General features: G+C 44.9%; 10 protein-coding genes. 7 read left to right on the top strand and 3 right to left on the bottom strand.

The window, feature by feature from the left end; genetic code table 11:
* Positions 1–61 precede the first annotated feature (61 nt).
* Positions 62–3,907, bottom strand: a complete 3,846-nt coding sequence (locus H6F66_RS00595; RefSeq protein WP_190417214.1) for a plasmid replication protein, CyRepA1 family — start codon at positions 3,905–3,907, stop codon at positions 62–64.
* A gap of 560 nt (positions 3,908–4,467) precedes the next feature.
* Complete coding sequence (locus tag H6F66_RS00590; RefSeq protein WP_190447307.1) at positions 4,468–6,081, bottom strand: helix-turn-helix transcriptional regulator; 1,614 nt, start codon at positions 6,079–6,081, stop codon at positions 4,468–4,470.
* Between the two features lie 384 nt (positions 6,082–6,465).
* Between H6F66_RS00590 and H6F66_RS00585 the strand changes: the two genes are divergently transcribed.
* From H6F66_RS00585 to H6F66_RS00565, 5 genes are all read left to right on the top strand, one after another.
* Complete coding sequence (locus tag H6F66_RS00585; RefSeq protein WP_190417210.1) at positions 6,466–7,200, top strand: ParA family protein; 735 nt, start codon at positions 6,466–6,468, stop codon at positions 7,198–7,200.
* 7 nt (positions 7,201–7,207) lie between these two features.
* Positions 7,208–7,645, top strand: coding sequence for a hypothetical protein (locus H6F66_RS00580; protein WP_190417208.1), 438 nt, complete (start codon positions 7,208–7,210; stop codon positions 7,643–7,645).
* A 40-nt stretch (positions 7,646–7,685) separates the two neighbouring features.
* On the top strand, positions 7,686–8,906 hold the full coding sequence (locus H6F66_RS00575; RefSeq protein WP_190417206.1) for a hypothetical protein: 1,221 nt from the start codon (positions 7,686–7,688) through the stop codon (positions 8,904–8,906).
* A gap of 609 nt (positions 8,907–9,515) precedes the next feature.
* Positions 9,516–9,698 carry a hypothetical protein gene (locus tag H6F66_RS00570; RefSeq protein ID WP_190417204.1) on the top strand — a complete coding sequence of 61 codons (183 nt, stop codon included), beginning with the start codon at positions 9,516–9,518 and terminating at the stop codon, positions 9,696–9,698.
* Between the two features lie 433 nt (positions 9,699–10,131).
* The gene (locus tag H6F66_RS00565; protein ID WP_190417201.1) at positions 10,132–12,240 is read left to right on the top strand and encodes a site-specific integrase; all 2,109 of its coding nucleotides are present in this window, start codon (positions 10,132–10,134) and stop codon (positions 12,238–12,240) included.
* A 1,147-nt stretch (positions 12,241–13,387) separates the two neighbouring features.
* On the opposite strand, the gene H6F66_RS00560 is transcribed toward H6F66_RS00565, so the two are convergent.
* Positions 13,388–13,930, bottom strand: coding sequence for a pyridoxamine 5'-phosphate oxidase family protein (locus H6F66_RS00560; protein WP_190417199.1), 543 nt, complete (start codon positions 13,928–13,930; stop codon positions 13,388–13,390).
* Positions 13,931–14,231: 301 nt separating this feature from the next.
* On the opposite strand from H6F66_RS00560, the gene H6F66_RS00555 reads away from it, so the two are divergent.
* Both H6F66_RS00555 and H6F66_RS00550 read left to right on the top strand, forming a co-directional pair.
* A complete protein-coding gene (locus H6F66_RS00555) occupies positions 14,232–15,065 on the top strand; it encodes a class I SAM-dependent methyltransferase (protein ID WP_190417197.1) in 834 nt (277 codons plus the stop codon).
* A gap of 82 nt (positions 15,066–15,147) precedes the next feature.
* A complete protein-coding gene (locus H6F66_RS00550) occupies positions 15,148–15,660 on the top strand; it encodes a site-specific integrase (RefSeq protein ID WP_190417195.1) in 513 nt (170 codons plus the stop codon).
* The last annotated feature ends 78 nt before the right edge of the window (positions 15,661–15,738 follow it).

Genomic DNA, 15,738 nt, shown 5'->3' with positions numbered 1-15,738 from the left:
TATAAAATGTCTAAGTCCCATTATCAGGGATTGAAATCAGCTACTCAAGCAGCCGAATCCCTCAACCATCCCAAATCAAATCATCAAACTGCACCATCGCATCGCAGCCGAATCGCTTCCGGAACCAATCAACGGGTGTGCTGCCTCCTATATTTAAAAGCAGGGCTGTGTTTCCATTTCGCCGTAAAAATCGGTACAGCTTGCCCAGGTAGCGCACAATTGGATGCTCTACTTTGGGTTGCGGTGTAGCAGCATCGCATGAAGGAGTTGCTAAAGAATCAGTAGCACCCTGTTCCCAAACCCCACTTACCGTTTCTAGTGCTGTATCAACCTCTATTTGGCTTGCCACTTCCACCCTATTATTTACAATTACAGGCGGGATCTGGCAAGCTTCAACAGTAGACTTAGTAACCGTTTCAGGCTTTTTAATCTCCAAATCTCGATACTTACGATTTAACGCCTCCAGCACAGCAACTCGGTCAGCATCGTTGAGAGATACTTCGCAGATACCGTAGTACCGCACGTTATCACGACGGGCTACAAACTTCGTCTCTATCCCGACTTTCTCCAGCAATTTGCCCCATAGCTTTATAGGGTCAGAATCTTTATGAACATGCAAATCAAAAGCAACCTTGAGCCGACGTCGGATTCCTAAAGCACGCTGCATCAAGCGTTTTAGAGGTTGCGAGTCATTACAAAGTTTAATACCCGGAGTAAGCAGTTCGGGTTCTAGCAACTCTCTCAACACTTCCACTTGTAAACTGTAGGTGCGGATATCGGGCAAGTAGACCATGAGTTGAGAAAGGTGACTTCGCCAAGTCTTCTCATCCAACACCTTAACCTTATCTGGATTCTGCATTCTCCAAAACAACCGTACAGCAGATAACCAGCGCCCTCGGTTTTCAATAGATGCTTTATAGATAAAATCAGCACTCAATTCCACTCCAGGTAGTGCATCGAGGAGAAAAGCCCGTTCTGCCTTACGTCTATCCTCTTGAGTAGAATTGGGATTGTTTTTAATTCCGCGTGCCTGTTCAATAGGGATAGGTTCAGCATTAGCTATTGAAGCTGCTAATTGCTGTTTATTTTCTATCTTTTGTTCAGCCAATTCCTTACTAAATGCATCGCTTTTTCCCGAACAGCGAGTGAGATTATGTCCTTCCTCAATTAACTCCTGATACAATTGCACCGCCAGCTGGAACATCCCAAAATTGCGCCGTGCTTGGATGTTGCAATATAAGTCGATGTGAGGACTATTCCACTCTTGTTTCTCTTTATCCCAGAGACGATCTAGAGCATCTTTCATTGCTTGAACCATATCGACATCATTATTGGATGCTGCAATCTCTGATGCCAAAGAATGTACTAAATCCAGCACGTTCAAGGAAGTTTCCTTGTGGAAATGTAGCATCTGCTTTTTGATTATTTCTGGCAGAAACGACTTGCAACCAATATTGTCGTGGCGGGCATCGGTACAATAGATAATCCGGGGAATGGGGAAGCGAATGCGAGCCAACATTTGACGACACTGCGATGGCTCCAGCGCCCCAAAAAACAGCCCCACGACTTCGTGGAACCATTCCACCTCAATACTCACACCGACACCCATTGAAGGCGTATAAATAAGGATATCGGGCTTACTATCCAAAATACCCTTATTAGGGTCTTTGACAAATTCTTGACCGAATTTGGTTTCAGTAACGGTGCTGTCGATTCTGACTATTTTGGCACCTGGGTGATATTGTATAAGCTTGCATTCCAATGCTTCCGCTTCTGCTTGAGAATCAGTTGCTACTGCTGTACGAATTCCCATCAACAAGTTAGATTCGATTCTTGAGACAACATCTCCCCGTTTACTAAAGTAAAATTCGATATCCCAAGGTTCTCCCTTGTGGGTATTAACGATGGTAAACACGGACGCGGACGCTTCGGGGGCGAGCGTTTTAATGTAATTACAGGGAATATCGGTTAAATCCGCATCGCTTAAAATTACCAATCCCCCGGTATTGAGAACTTCTTTAATGCTTCTCTCAAATCCATTAAAGATATACGCCCGTTTGTCTTCGCAAGTGCTGCTGGTTGCTAGGTGAGATAGTCCTAATTCTGCTTCATCAATGATAATTACCGCTTTGTGCCAATCCCGATGAGTAATCTTCCAGAAAGAATCCCAACATAAACCTAGAGCTGGTTCTTCACCCAGCATAGAATTGGTTAAGGAAGATTGTCCCACAACACCACACTCATCAATCCATGTGATGTCCCATTTGAAAGCTTGTTCTCGTCCTAAAGCAATGCGTGGTGTAATGCTAATCACGGGGCGAGATTGGCTTTTCCAGAGGGTAATGAGACGTTTAATTAACGTACTCTTTCCCCCACCTTTCCGGGCTTTTAGGTTAATAATGCCGGAGTCAGGGATTTGGTCTATGAGGTTTTCAGGTAGGTATTGTGTATGCAGCGAGATGTTGACAGGATAAGTGAGATTATTTAAGCTTTGCTGTGCATCTGCAACTCGGCGTTCGTAATCTTCCTTACTTTGTCGTTCTCGTTCCTTTTCTTGGGCATCAGCGATTAATTTTTGTTCTGCTTGTTGTTCTTTGTAGGCTTCATATAGTTCTGAATCTGGTTCTGAATCTGGTTCTGAATCTGGTTCTGAATTTGGTTCTGAATCTGGTTGAGTATCAGTTAGAACGTCACCCGATTCCACCCAGTTGAAAAAGCTTTTTTGGTGCTTGCTGCGTTGTTTTTCTCGTTTGGAGCCTGTTTGGGATTTAGAGGCGATCGCTCTTAGCTCTTCCCAGCTAATGTACCTAACAGCCTCGATTTGGGTGGGTTCAAGTTCGTCACTATCTGGCGCGGTTGAGGAAATCTGACCCCACCATGCCACTTGCAATGTATACCCCCAGCTTTGAACTAGCTCATAGGTGCGTCGATACTGGTTCATTACCTGGTCTTTACCGACCGCGCCAGCATCGACATACAAACTGACCTTATTGGCCCCTCCTAGCTCCTTTGAGGCGGCATCCAGCTCGCGTTTGAATAGTTCAGGGCTTGAGGCAAAATTACCCCCAGCAGCGCCGAGGACGATTTGACCGAACCGTTGGGAAGTTAGGAAAGGCTTAAATCCTGTTCCTTCTGCAATCCCAATGGAGTCGGCACGTTTCATGCCATCTAGAGGCCGCCAGAAGGCGATGGGCAGCTCTAATTTGTCCTCGATGACTAAATGGGCTGTTGAACCATGAGGACGCTTCTTGCTGGCGCTTGTAGGCCAGCGATACCGTCCCCCCTCATGCTCTCCATCTAAGCGGAGCTGCCAACCTACAATCAACCCCATTGAGTTGAAGATTGGGCAGATAATGCCTGAGTCGGGGTTGTTTAGTGACCAGCCAGAAACATTTACCCCGGCTAGCCTGTAATTAATCTCTTGCTGTAATTTTTGAAATTTATCGACGCTCCGGTACATTCCGGCGCGAATTTGAGAGTCGGTGAAACTGCGATCGCTCTTGAGATGCGCTCTATGGGCATCACTAAGCGACAATTGTCCTAAAATCTTACGAATTTCCTTGTCGCGCTCTACCTCACTAAGTAACTGAGCGCACTTACGCTTCTCCTGTTCAAGGCGTTGTTGGGAGCGAATTTCCCTCTCCCGTCGCCAGCGTTCCCTCTCTTCCTCTGAACTAGGTTTCTGGTCGCAGTCATTTACGGAGACATACTTGCCCCACAGACCGTCCTTGGTTTGATTCAGGTACTTGAAGTTGGGAGAACCAGCATCATCAGGGTACTCCATGCACAGATGCAGAGTCGCTGGTTTCCCGCCAAAGTCAATCTCTGATGTGCGGCACTTCCCTGAAGTGTTACCACAAATCTCACAAGGATTGCTGCGCTTTGTAGGGGTGTATTTTCCAGCCATCAACCTTCACCCCTTTACTGCTGGCACACCCTTGTGTGCGGGTATGGCAGGCAAGAGAGGAAAAAGAAAAAGGGGGAGCGATCGCGCTCTTATTCTTTGTTGGGACTGACTGAGTACCAAGGATGCACTTGTGCGTAACAGAGAAATCTTCACGATGGCCATTCCGGCATGGTGGAATAACCCTTTATCGCACCTTCCGCTAAAACCACTTAGCACTCCCATCAGTCTTATCAGACTGATCGGGATGTTAACAAAGGCTGAAAGCTTTACACCGCCAAAGTTTCAAAAAAGTTTGGTGATGAGATGGGGCGTTTTGGTGATGAGATGGGGCGTTTTGGTGATGAGATGGGGCATTTTCTGTTAACCGCTGAAACTCTTGCTATACAAAGGTTTTACGCTGTTTTTAGCAAGTTTTTTTAGTTAACAAAGCTGTTAACCATTTACCCAAAAGGGTGTTAACACCCTTTTGGGGCGTGACCTACCTGATTTAAAATCCGAAATCCTTTTGGGGTTTGGGTTTTACAATCCCAAATCCAAAATTCTATTGGGTGAAAGTAAATTCATGGTTGGGCTAACTTATTTGCCAAAAAGTCAATACCTGCCCAAAGCTCTTTTGCTTCTTTCGGGCCTATCTTTCGTTTGCCCTTCTCCACCATACACAGCCAAGCTTTGGTTTTACCCGCCCACTCAGCCAGAGCTGTTTGGCTTACTCCTTTGGCTTCCCTTTGCTTGCGGATATCAGCCCCTGTCAAGATAGGCTCTGACTTGGATGTAACTGGCTTCAGTTGTAATGGTTCACTCTTGGTTGCTAGCAGGGCTGGAATTGGTTCTGGTGGTTTAATCGTCAACTTGGCTTTCCACAACCAATCAATGATTTTCTTCTCTTTCCAGCCCGAGGGTTTTTCAGCTTCCCTATTAGGTCTCAACCATTCTGGGTAGGTGGCATCATCAAACATGACCCGCCAACCCAAACTCTTCAGCAGGCTCAGGGCATTATTCCAGTCATTCTTTAAATCGCGGGCTTTGTATTTGTCAAGACGAGCTGCATTAATTCGGGATTCCAGTTCTACCGCCTCTAAAAGCTCCCCTACTTTATGTTCGTAGGGTTTTATATCCCTAGCCTTGATCCGGCTTAACATGGTCAGGTGAATTGCCAGCTTGAGAGCAAGTTCATCGTGGTAGGGGTCAATTTTTAAGATGTTCGTAGCTAGCCAGCCAAACTGACATAATGCCGTACCAGCTCTTGCTCCAACACGGTTTAACCAGCTATCAACCCAAGGACCAGGGCTGACAGTGATATAAATCTCATCAGGCTGCTCTACTTTCCCTGTGAGTAAGTTCTTTTGCCCTATCACATCTGTCTTAACAACCCACAGAGGAGAGACGCTAACACTGGCATTAACTTTATTGCCTTTGGGCTTTCCTTCAACCCACGTACAGCTCATCAGCATTCTTCCTAAATGGAAGGAAATGCTGGCAAGTTGAGCTAGCTTTTCAGAAACGGTTAACCGATGTTTTTTATCCCAGCCTATTTGTTTGATGACTTCGCTTCCTTTCAAAGAAAACTTAGCAAGACAAGGGTTAGGCTGATTAAGTAGATGCGAAGCAAAAACTAACTGAAGTTTTGCTGCATCTATGCCAATTAGATCGATGATTTGCAAGGCGGCTTCAAGCGCTAATATTTCGCCATCATTCCCCCCTGATATATAAACTTCTACACTATTGCTAGGTTTATTTTTGCAAGGAGATTCAAAAACTCCCCAGTTGTCAGGGCTATTTTTCCATTTATCAGTTCGGTAGCAAGATTCTACTCCTACTCTGAAGGGAGATGAGGAAGGAATCTCTTCTAAGGTTGACAGCTTGGGTTCGGTTACGGGTATCGGTTGTTTTTGAATTCCTAGTAGAGCAGTTATATCCTCTACAGGTAGGTCTTTAAAATTAATCTGCTCCAGCAAGGCTTCGGCGGCGAATGTTGCTAGCTTAGTGGTTAAAAACTTTTCTAATTCTGGATAGCTTTTTTTGATTTCATTGGGAAATTCAAATCCTTGCTCGTTTAAACGAGCATAAAGAATTCTAGCTAGTTCTAATAAAGCTGGAGATTGCAACTCGCTTTCTTGCTGGAGTTGTTTAGCAGAGTTTTTAATCTGAGTGCGCCTGCTTCTTAACATTTTCATTTAGTATTTACTAAACTGCTGTCGGATAACAAATTATTTGTCGTGTTATCAAATTAATATCGTTAAACTTTTAAATCGATGTAATTCTCATCTTACCTATGTCGTGGCGATAAAGGTTCTCTTGGGACAACGATAGGAAGACTATACTTATGCTGTGTGTCTACGAGCTTGCAATCATTGAAATAGCCTGAGCTGCGGAAGTTTTACCATAGAGCGACACTGATGTGTTAATGACGACAAATAATCTGTTATTCAACAGATGGGTTAACATTTTTACGAATCATGATTCAGTAATTCTTAAATATTAGCTCTTATCCTAGAATAAAGAATCATGATTCTTTATTCTAAGATTCCTGAATGTCAGTTATGCTAAACCTGTGAAGGGTGAATTTAAAAATGCTGACAATCGCGATCGCGTCCCAGAAAGGGGGCGTGGGAAAAACCTGTACCTGTGTCAACTTAGGTTCAGGATTACAACAGCAGAAAATCAAAGTAGTGCTGGTAGACATGGATGCCCAAGGCTCCGCTACCTATGCTTTGGGATTAGTGCCAGGAAAACAACCGGGGTTTGACCGCTGGTTAGAGGGGGAAGATGTTATCCGAACCGATACCGCTGTGCCCTTAATTCCCGGCGGAACGGATACGGCTTACGTGGAATGGGATTCCCCAGAGATTTTACGTAAAGCCATTAGCAAACTGGATTGCGACTTAGTGCTACTAGATTGTCCCCCTTCCCTCGTCCCTGCTACAGTTGCCGCACTCGTAGTAGCCGATAGAGTTCTCGTGCCGGTACTGGCAGACCCCCTAGTGCTGGTAGGGTTGGCTCAAGTGCTGGACACTTTAAAAGATGTTAATCCAGATGTTCCCGTTGATGTTTTGCGTAGCCGATATAAACCAGCGTTGAACATGACAGCGGAAGCGGACTCCGTGCTAGTCAGCGACAACCGATTCAATCTACTGCGAATCTCCATTCCAGAAAACGTGGCGATCGCAGAAAGTGCTGGACACGGGCAATCTATATTTGAGTATGCTTCCAAAAGTAAAGGTGCCAGTGCCTTCAAAGCATTAGCTGGTGAAGTGATAAAGGAATGGGGGTTAAACAAACGTGGCAGGAAGTAAAAAACGCATGGGACAGCGTAACCCACTGCAACTGTTCAACGACTCCCAAAAAGAAGCCGTTGCTACTGAACCATCCAACGAAGCTCCTCAAGAAGATTCAGGATTCAAGAAAGCTGATTCAGTAATCAAGATTCATGAATCTGGAAAAAATAATCAAGAATCAGTAATCAGGAATCAGGATTCTGGTACATCGAAGCAAGAATCAGAAGATACCAAGACACCTCCCCTGTATCCCTTATCGGTGAGGATACCAGAGCCATTGAACGACGCCTTGGATGATGCCGTGAAACAGACCCGCCGTTCTATGGGGCGTAAGATTCGCAAGGAAGTCTTGGTATCGCTAGCAATAGAAGCGATGTTGCAACATGTCGAGGCCGCTGGGGGGTGGAGAGAGATCGCATCCGAGGAAGAACTGCGAGAGTTGCTAGGATTGCACAACGAGTGACCCAGCTCCCGCAGCAACCTATCCCACGCTTCTCTAGAGCATGACCAGCGTAAGAAACCAGAAACTCGAAATAAGAACCCAACTTTATTGGGAACCAGAAATTAACTCATCACCTTGCCAACCAGAACAATTCCCCACCTTAACCATGAAGAAAGACTTTAACGATTCCAAGACCCTAATCGATGACTGCACTCCGGTTCCTGAAGAAACATTAGACTGGTTAACAGCTTTGCAGGGTAAACAGATTAAGGTGCAAGAGTTGAAGTTTGGAGAGGACATTCACAAGCTTCTGAAACCAGCTCACTTTGATGCGATTCAATTTCTCAACTCAAGGATGAGAGTTGATGAAAACGGAATTACGATTGAAACCAGCGTTCGCGAACATTTTTCCTGCCCAGAGTCAGCAAGGAAGGCTTTCGCGTCAATAAATCAACTGAGGCACCTGCCTATTCGTTACAGGAAGGTTAACGGTGTTGATCGCCTATGGTGCAAAAGGGGAAATTCCGACAGTAAGAATAGCGATCGCGCTAGCGCAAACAAGAACGTAGATCGCGTCGGATGCAAAGAGAAAAATTCCAACGGTAATCCCAAAGATAGGAAAGAGGAAAACTACATAACAGCAGCCAAGTACCTACCAGACCTACTACGAAAGAACGGCGACATTCTGGTTAGTCCCGATCAACAAGAGAGATTTGCCAAATTCAAGAAAATATACAGAACCCAAGCTCTATGGATTGAGTATTACCTCCTAGAAAGCTCAGGAATTGTAACCGACTCAGGGTTCAAACCTCCAACTGAAAGGCAGTATAGACCCGGCAAGATATCTGCGAAGCTTCATGAGCTTATCAAGGATATGTGGGCAGAGGCAAAAATTAACCAAAATTCACTATGCAAATGGATATTGGCTTTCGACTGCCCATCTCAAGCCTGGTTGACTTTGGAAGCTATCTTACTACTCAACCAATGGAACGAACATACCCCCAAAAATGGGTTGCAGCTATATCAAGCGGAGCAGACTACCCTGAAGCAGCTTAGAGAACCCGAAGGGATTAAAGCTAGTTTGCGCTACTCCAACAACGAAGACGAAAATTTTTTATTTCTTGACGAAGCCTTCTCCGTTACCCTCATCCAATTACTGAAATCTGGAGTCGGGCTAGCCCAATGCCAAGACTATTTGAAGGTCAGAACAGCACAAGCTAATGCCGCACGTAAAGGCGAAAAAGGCAAGCGTTCAAACAAAGGGTTTGGGACGTCAAAATAATTGGCTCTTCCGTACCTGATATGCTAATCCGCCTCCGGCGATGCCCCAAACTCCTGCACAGCAAGAGTTTGGGCATTATTTTCAATTATTTTTAGCGGTAGAGGCGCTAAGAAGCCCCAAAGGTTTCTATTCCAGACTTTTCAGCCCTTTAAACTAATAGTTTGGCAGACCAAGTAATGAAGAACCCAATAATTTAATGAATGCTGGTTCTGTCATTAAACTTCATATTGTAACGGTAAATTTACACAAAACTCGAAAATTGTACGCTTCTAACACGAGCCAAAAATACTCTGATAGTCTGATCCAGTAACTAAAAAGAAGAGCCAATACCTAGCTTTTAAGCCACACGAATAAGCCTCGCTACTAGGAATTCAACGCAACTGGACTGGCAAAGTTCGGCAGAGTTTAATACCTAGTTGCAGGGATACTCATTGATTTTCGCTCCTAGCTCACTTGATTTGGGTATAGGGTAGAAAACTTTGGCTCTTTGGCTCTTTAAAACCTTGTTGAAGTCTACAGATAATCATGTCCAAGCAAAAAAAAATCAAAAGAAAAGGTAGACCCCGCTTAAAACACGAGAAAAAGGCGAGTTGTAAAGGAAGGAAATCAATGCGAGGTCAGCCTGAAACCTATGACGAACTCAAAAAAATTGTTTCTTTAAGTCTTACCCCAACCGCTTTGACAGGATTAAATGAATTCAGTGCTTGTTTAAATATTTCTCGCAGTGAATTGGTTGAGCGAATCGGTCAGGGTCTGCTGACGATCTCCGAACTGACAACGAAGACCGAGTGAAACTTACGTTTCTACTTGGACTACAGGTCTGGAGCTACTAAGTAAGAGCTAAATGACTCGCCCTCCCCAGATGAGTAAAAGGTTGCTTCAATCCTTAGCCTTTAATAAACCTAGAAAGGCGGAGGATTAGGATTTATTTAATACCTAAAATTTATTAGGTATTCACTAATTATTTATTAATAAATCCTAGGGTTTTGAAGCTAGAAATAATCCTCCAAAAGGGTTGAGCATTTATCTAGCTAATTGCCGCAGGCACCGATGAATTCGTTCCCTTCGATAGCGAGTAGTGCTATCTATAATAAACAAGAGAGTAAAGGAGGCTGGAAATGAAAAAATGAGCAAAACCTAAATCATTGGCACCGTAATTCGAGAGCTTTTAAATAATAGCTCAATGGCAATTTAATTTTTTTGTGTACCATCAGAGGCATTTATTATGCAGGAATCTCTCACTTGCTGGTCAGTATTCGAGATGTATGAAGAACAAGTTCGAGCGATATATCCAGAGTCGAAAGCTAAACGAGTTATTAATGAATTTCGTTGCGCTACCCTACGGTTTTGGTTATCACAATTAGGCTTTACTAGAGCAACATCAGGTCGAAAGATGACAAAAGCCGAGAGCGAGGCAGCTAAGGAGTTTTTAAAAAGCTTAAGAGTTGAAGTACTGCTCAGCGCCCGTCAAACAATACAGCAGGCTTTCCAGAGCCAAAAAGCGTCTATTGCTAGCCAAAACACTTACGGAAATCGATTTAACCAATTTTTGAGTTGGAGCGAACAACAACAGTGGTGGCCAGCTAGAGGTTCGCGGCGGGCGAGAGTGAAACAGCAATCCTGTCCATCCATGAAAAATCCCTATGGCCATACCTCCAACACTCCCTTGACCGAGCGGAGGACAGTGCATCAGAAATACACGCTTAAGCCTCAAGACACGCCGGCTCCTTTACAAAAAGAATTGGATGACTTTTATCAATATTTAACTGACCCAGAGTGCCCGTTCCGTGTGATTGACCCAATTAGCGAATTATCCGCATTAGAATACACCAAGAATATACGTCTAATGCTTGGCTGGTTTTGTTACCACCGCACACCGCCAATTGCGTTAGAGCAACTGCGTTTGTCACATTTGATTTCTGTGCTTAGGCAAGAAGACTTAGAACATCTCAATAGCAAAGAACAGGCAAAACTATGGAAACAGCATAGGCAAACCCTTGAAATTTGGCTGTGCAGTTATTTCCGTTTCTTGAGAGAAGTCCTCCACTCGAAAAGTCCTTCTACCAAACGCAATAAGTTAGGGGCGCTTTTAGAACTGGCTAAGTTTCTCTACACCAGTGAGGTGGAGGAAGAGGCGGATTATAAGCAGATTCCTCTGTTCAAAGCGCTCAACAACCACTTAAGTTCAGTGAGAAAGGACATCAGCGAGTGGGTGAAAAATCGGCAGTCTGTTTCAGATTTTGAGAAGAAGTGGCCGGATACGGCAGAAGGCGAGACAGCGCTGGAAGTTGTTAGAACCAAAATTGTAGAACCGTTGCGTCTGGAGTGCCGACCCAGAAACAGCCGAGGTCGATTTCGGTCTGGCTTTGCCATTGCTAAAAGCTATCAAGATTACTTAAAGTGGTCGCTGCTTGCTGACATCCCTGCAAGGCGGCAACAAGAATACCGTACTTTAAGAATTGCGCTGATTTGTCCTGTTAAGCGTCCAGAATCCGTACCACCTGACGGCTTGTATCAGCCCCTGCCGCCTGCACAAGTGCGTGAAAAACATTGGGATGGCACAATTAAGGACAATTATCTTTACTTTACCTATGTCCACGAGAAAAAGCCTTATCCTCAAGGGGTCTGGGTGCTGGACATTCAGCAGTACAAAACCCGCTCGACTCACGGCGGTCAATCCATAGTAGTTCCCAACCGCCAGTTAGCTGACGGCAGTTGCTTCTATGATTACTTAGAAGGCTATTTGTACGGCAGTTGGATCTGTGATGGTTATAAAAATCGACAGGTTTACGATTGGTGGCAGCCGGAGTTAAAGGGGCAACGGGGACGCTGGGTGACAAGTGGGCGAACTGAATTCAATCCGTTGGATACCTTCTATCTGTCAACGGATGCCAATTCACCCAAGTGGCTTTGGGGCTATGTGTTTGTCCTCCCCAGACTTGGCATCGGAGCATCAGCTTCAGAGTTTGGTTGCTCGTTTGAAAGTACCTCTCATCGTTTTATTGGTAAGCGGATTTCACCCCATATGATGCGGTATTTCTGGGCGACTTGGGCGTATCAAGTCGGACTTGATGACGCCCAAACTCGGTCGTTAGCTTATGCGATGGGACATAAGGTGGAGACATTACGGAAATTGTATGAGCGCTGTACTCCGGAAGAGAAGCGCCGACCGATTGAGGAGGTGATTGAGGAGCTGTTGTTTAAGCAGCCGCCATCACCTGAGTTGAAGCAGGAAGCGAACACCCAGCCCGAAAGTTTGCTTGCCCAGTTGCAGAAGTTAAGTCCTCTGGAACGAGAACAGCTCATGGCGATGCTGGATATGCTGGATAAGTAATGGGGCTGCTATCTTGACCGATGGTGAGTATTCTAGGGTCCAGGCTTGAGGGTTTGGATCGTTGTTCCAGCTCCGACTTTTCTTGGCTATTGTTGGGCGTAGCTGCAATAGAAGTAAGTACCCTGGTCGGTGAGATTGAATGCGATCGCTATGTGCTTGGGAAGCTTTAAATCCAATTAACTTACTTGCACAACTTCGTTGTCACCAGCTCTCCAGCGGGGTGCGATCTCCCCAACCCTCTTAAAAAACGGGGAAATGGAATTCATAGTCCCCCTTTTTAAGGAGGATTTAGGGGGATAAATCAAGGTTCTGCAACGCTAGAGGATGTTTGGAAATACACAGAGAGTACAAAAAGTCTCAGCAAGCCTGCGTAGCATCAGTCGGATTATGAGCGAATCCTTGCTTCCTCAGAAGCAAGGATTCGCTCATAATCCACATTGAAGCGACGACACCAATGCAGCCAAGCGTAAGTGCGTTCAACGGTCTAACGTGCCCTCTTGACTTCAGCGCTCCGAAGTCAAGCTTCACCCGGTAGGGAGCCGGAAGTCGAGAGGGCGATCGCTATCTAATCCTGTGGAATACACGGCACACACTATACAAGGATTACAAAGATTGAGCTGGCAGCGATCGCAGCTTATCTTTTCAAGGCTGATCCGGCAGCGATGAGGAGTGCGATCGCTTCGCTTCAAGAGCAACGCCGCAAGGTAGAAGCGAAGCTTAAAGGGTGCAATCTGCGCGGTCTGCGGGATGACTTATGCCTTTGAAGCAATAGACCTCATGGAAAAGCCGCAGGAGGGATGGCAAAAGTAGGTTACAGTCGGGAAAAGGATGTATGACGATGTAGAAACGGATCGGACATCAGTGCGATCACCAGTTGAGAAATGTATGTATTCCGGATTGAAAGAAAATCCTCTTTCAACTCCAATCGAAGGCTCTGGTAGAGACAATTAATTTAGGCAGAGTTTAAAAAGCACACTACAAAACTCGTTGTGGCTGTGGCGCATAGCGCTTTCATAGCGCTACCTTTTTGAAGGGCTACAAGGATCTGCTCCTACGGTTGAATCAAGGTTTGGGACATACCTTTCAAGTGATTTAGTCCCCAATAAGGCCAAAAGTTTCTGTCCCTTATGCTCGCACCTTTCCACCATTATTTTTGAGCGAGAATCGCGCTCAAACTTAGTGGGATTTTGGTATCAACCAATTGGTTCCCGATGACCACACGCTCTCCAGTAACCCAGACTTCCTGCGGTTGAAAGCAATAAATCCTGCGGGGGGAAGCATCGAGATAATCCTGAGGAGTTCGATCCGGGGAACTGCCAGCTCGCTTGAACAGCCGTTGCATGACATCTGCGACTGAATCGCGATCTACTTGGGTGGCAGAGCCAGCCAAATACAGCCCTTCACCTTTGCCCTCTGCTTTCGTGGAATCATAGATGGCGATAAGCGCTCGCCCCTGATTGCAGTATAAGTTTTGCGAATGCTTGGCTGCGATCGCAGAAGACCAGAAGATGTTCCAATGGTCGTCATAGGCGAAGAAGATCGGGGATACCCAGGGAAAGCCATCAGGAGAGCAGGTGGAAAGGGTGCAGTAGTGGATGCTGGAAATAATACGATGTGCTTTAGCAATAACCTCTGGATTATCAGAATCAAGCGTGTTGATCCACCCATTCTCAGCGGTAGCAGGAGTCATTCTAGTTATTCCTCGGTTGTTTGAAAACGAATGTATGAGAAAAGATTGTTGCACTATGAGAAATTAATCAACTAAGCAGAGTTCAGGCTATTTGTCAAAGGCTAAAAAAGATATATGGAGAACTGGGAACGCTGGGGGCAACCTTTTAGATAGGGTCATTACTCTGAATGACCCTATTTTCAGAAATAGTTTTCAGTTTCTGCACCGAACCCTAAACACTAATTGCATGGTAAGACGGCTTGAACTAACCTAATATGGCTAAAGACTAAAACGTGAGCGCATCTTGGTAAGGAGTAAACGAATGGAAGTGCCAAATAATATCTCCGCCACAGCTTTTCTTTCAAGCCAGTCCCGCGCAAGAGCTGCTGAGGTCAGTAAAGATAGTTATTCCGGATTGTGGGTTAGTCCAGAAACGATTCACTTATGGGATGATTTCGCTGAAAATGTTTATCCTCACGATGATTTGGAACTGGCTCTTCGCTGTAGGTTTTTTTTAGAGAAACTTCAGTCATTCGTTAAAGAGAATGCCAATTCCATTTTTATTAACATTGCTGCCGGATTTACTTCTTATCCCTTCCTCATAGAACCGCCATGTCCTTCTATTGAAGTAGATTATCCACACGTTATTGACTTTAAAAGCAGCCAACTCAAAAAATGGCAGGAAGAAGGTATTTTACCTAAACGTGAAATAGAGTTTTTCCCCACTGACCTAAAAAACGCCTCTAACCTAAGCGATTTGAGAAAAGCAGTTGGCGATCGGATTTACGAACAGCCATCATATATCCTGATGGAGGGCATCACTTACTATCTAGACATTCCGATCCTGAAAAACCTTTTAGAAATATTTAGAGATTCTCAAGTCAAAGGTTCTTTAGTTGCCTTCGATTTTTGGAAGCCCGACATTGTAAACTCTCCCGTATTTCTCAAGCTAGAGAAATATTTTGCCGAGCGATTTGGGTTTGAAGCTCGTACTTATAACTTGTTCGACGCTGAATTTATTAGTTCTATCGAAGGATATGAAATTGTTGAAATCACTGATGTTGCCCAACAAGAAAAAGTTTATTGTACAAGTGAGTTATTGCAAAATTATGAATCCCTATTAATGGAGAATTATGCGGTTTTGATAAAAGTTTAATCACCTTGTTTAGGAATTAATTTATCTCAGTGGTATTTGGCAAACTTAAACCTTAGATCATGGACATTTCCCAGTAATGCCCATGAAAATAGACCGACACGGAAAAGCCAAAATTTTATCTGTAGAAGAAGTCCAGTTGCTGTTCAATTCGGGTTTGCAAACCGAACGAGATCGCGCTTTATTCGGCATCTACTTATTTTGTGCCTGCCGTATTCAGGAAGCTTGCACCCTGAGAACTGTGGATGTCTACGACGCATCAGGAAGAGTGCGCCCCAAACTAATCATTAGAAAGGGGAATACCAAAGGAAAGCTGGCAACTCGCACCATCCCCGTCATTGATGATCTACGAATCCTTCTCACCAACTACCAGCCAGCAACGGGCCAGCCCTATTTGTCTCCCGGTCGGTTCGGGGAACCTTTCCAACCAGATTCAGCAGACAAGGCATTGAGAAAAGCCTGCAAACGAGTTGGCTTAGAAGGTGTCTCATCTCATAGTTTCCGACGTTCAGCCCTGACCCAAATGAGCGATGCGCTTATCCCCTTAAGAATTGTTCAGGAAGTCAGGAGTTACGCAGTTGAACTGAAGATGCGGTAGAAGGAAGGAATGAATTGTTAGCTTCCATCGTTTCCAGTGCCTCTATGTGAACGTTGAACTGAAGATGCGGTAGAAGGA

The organism is Trichocoleus sp. FACHB-6, from assembly GCF_014695815.1.
Lineage (GTDB): Bacteria > Cyanobacteriota > Cyanobacteriia > Cyanobacteriales > FACHB-T130 > Funiculus > Funiculus sociatus.
This window is presented reverse-complemented; position numbering and strand designations above follow the sequence as displayed.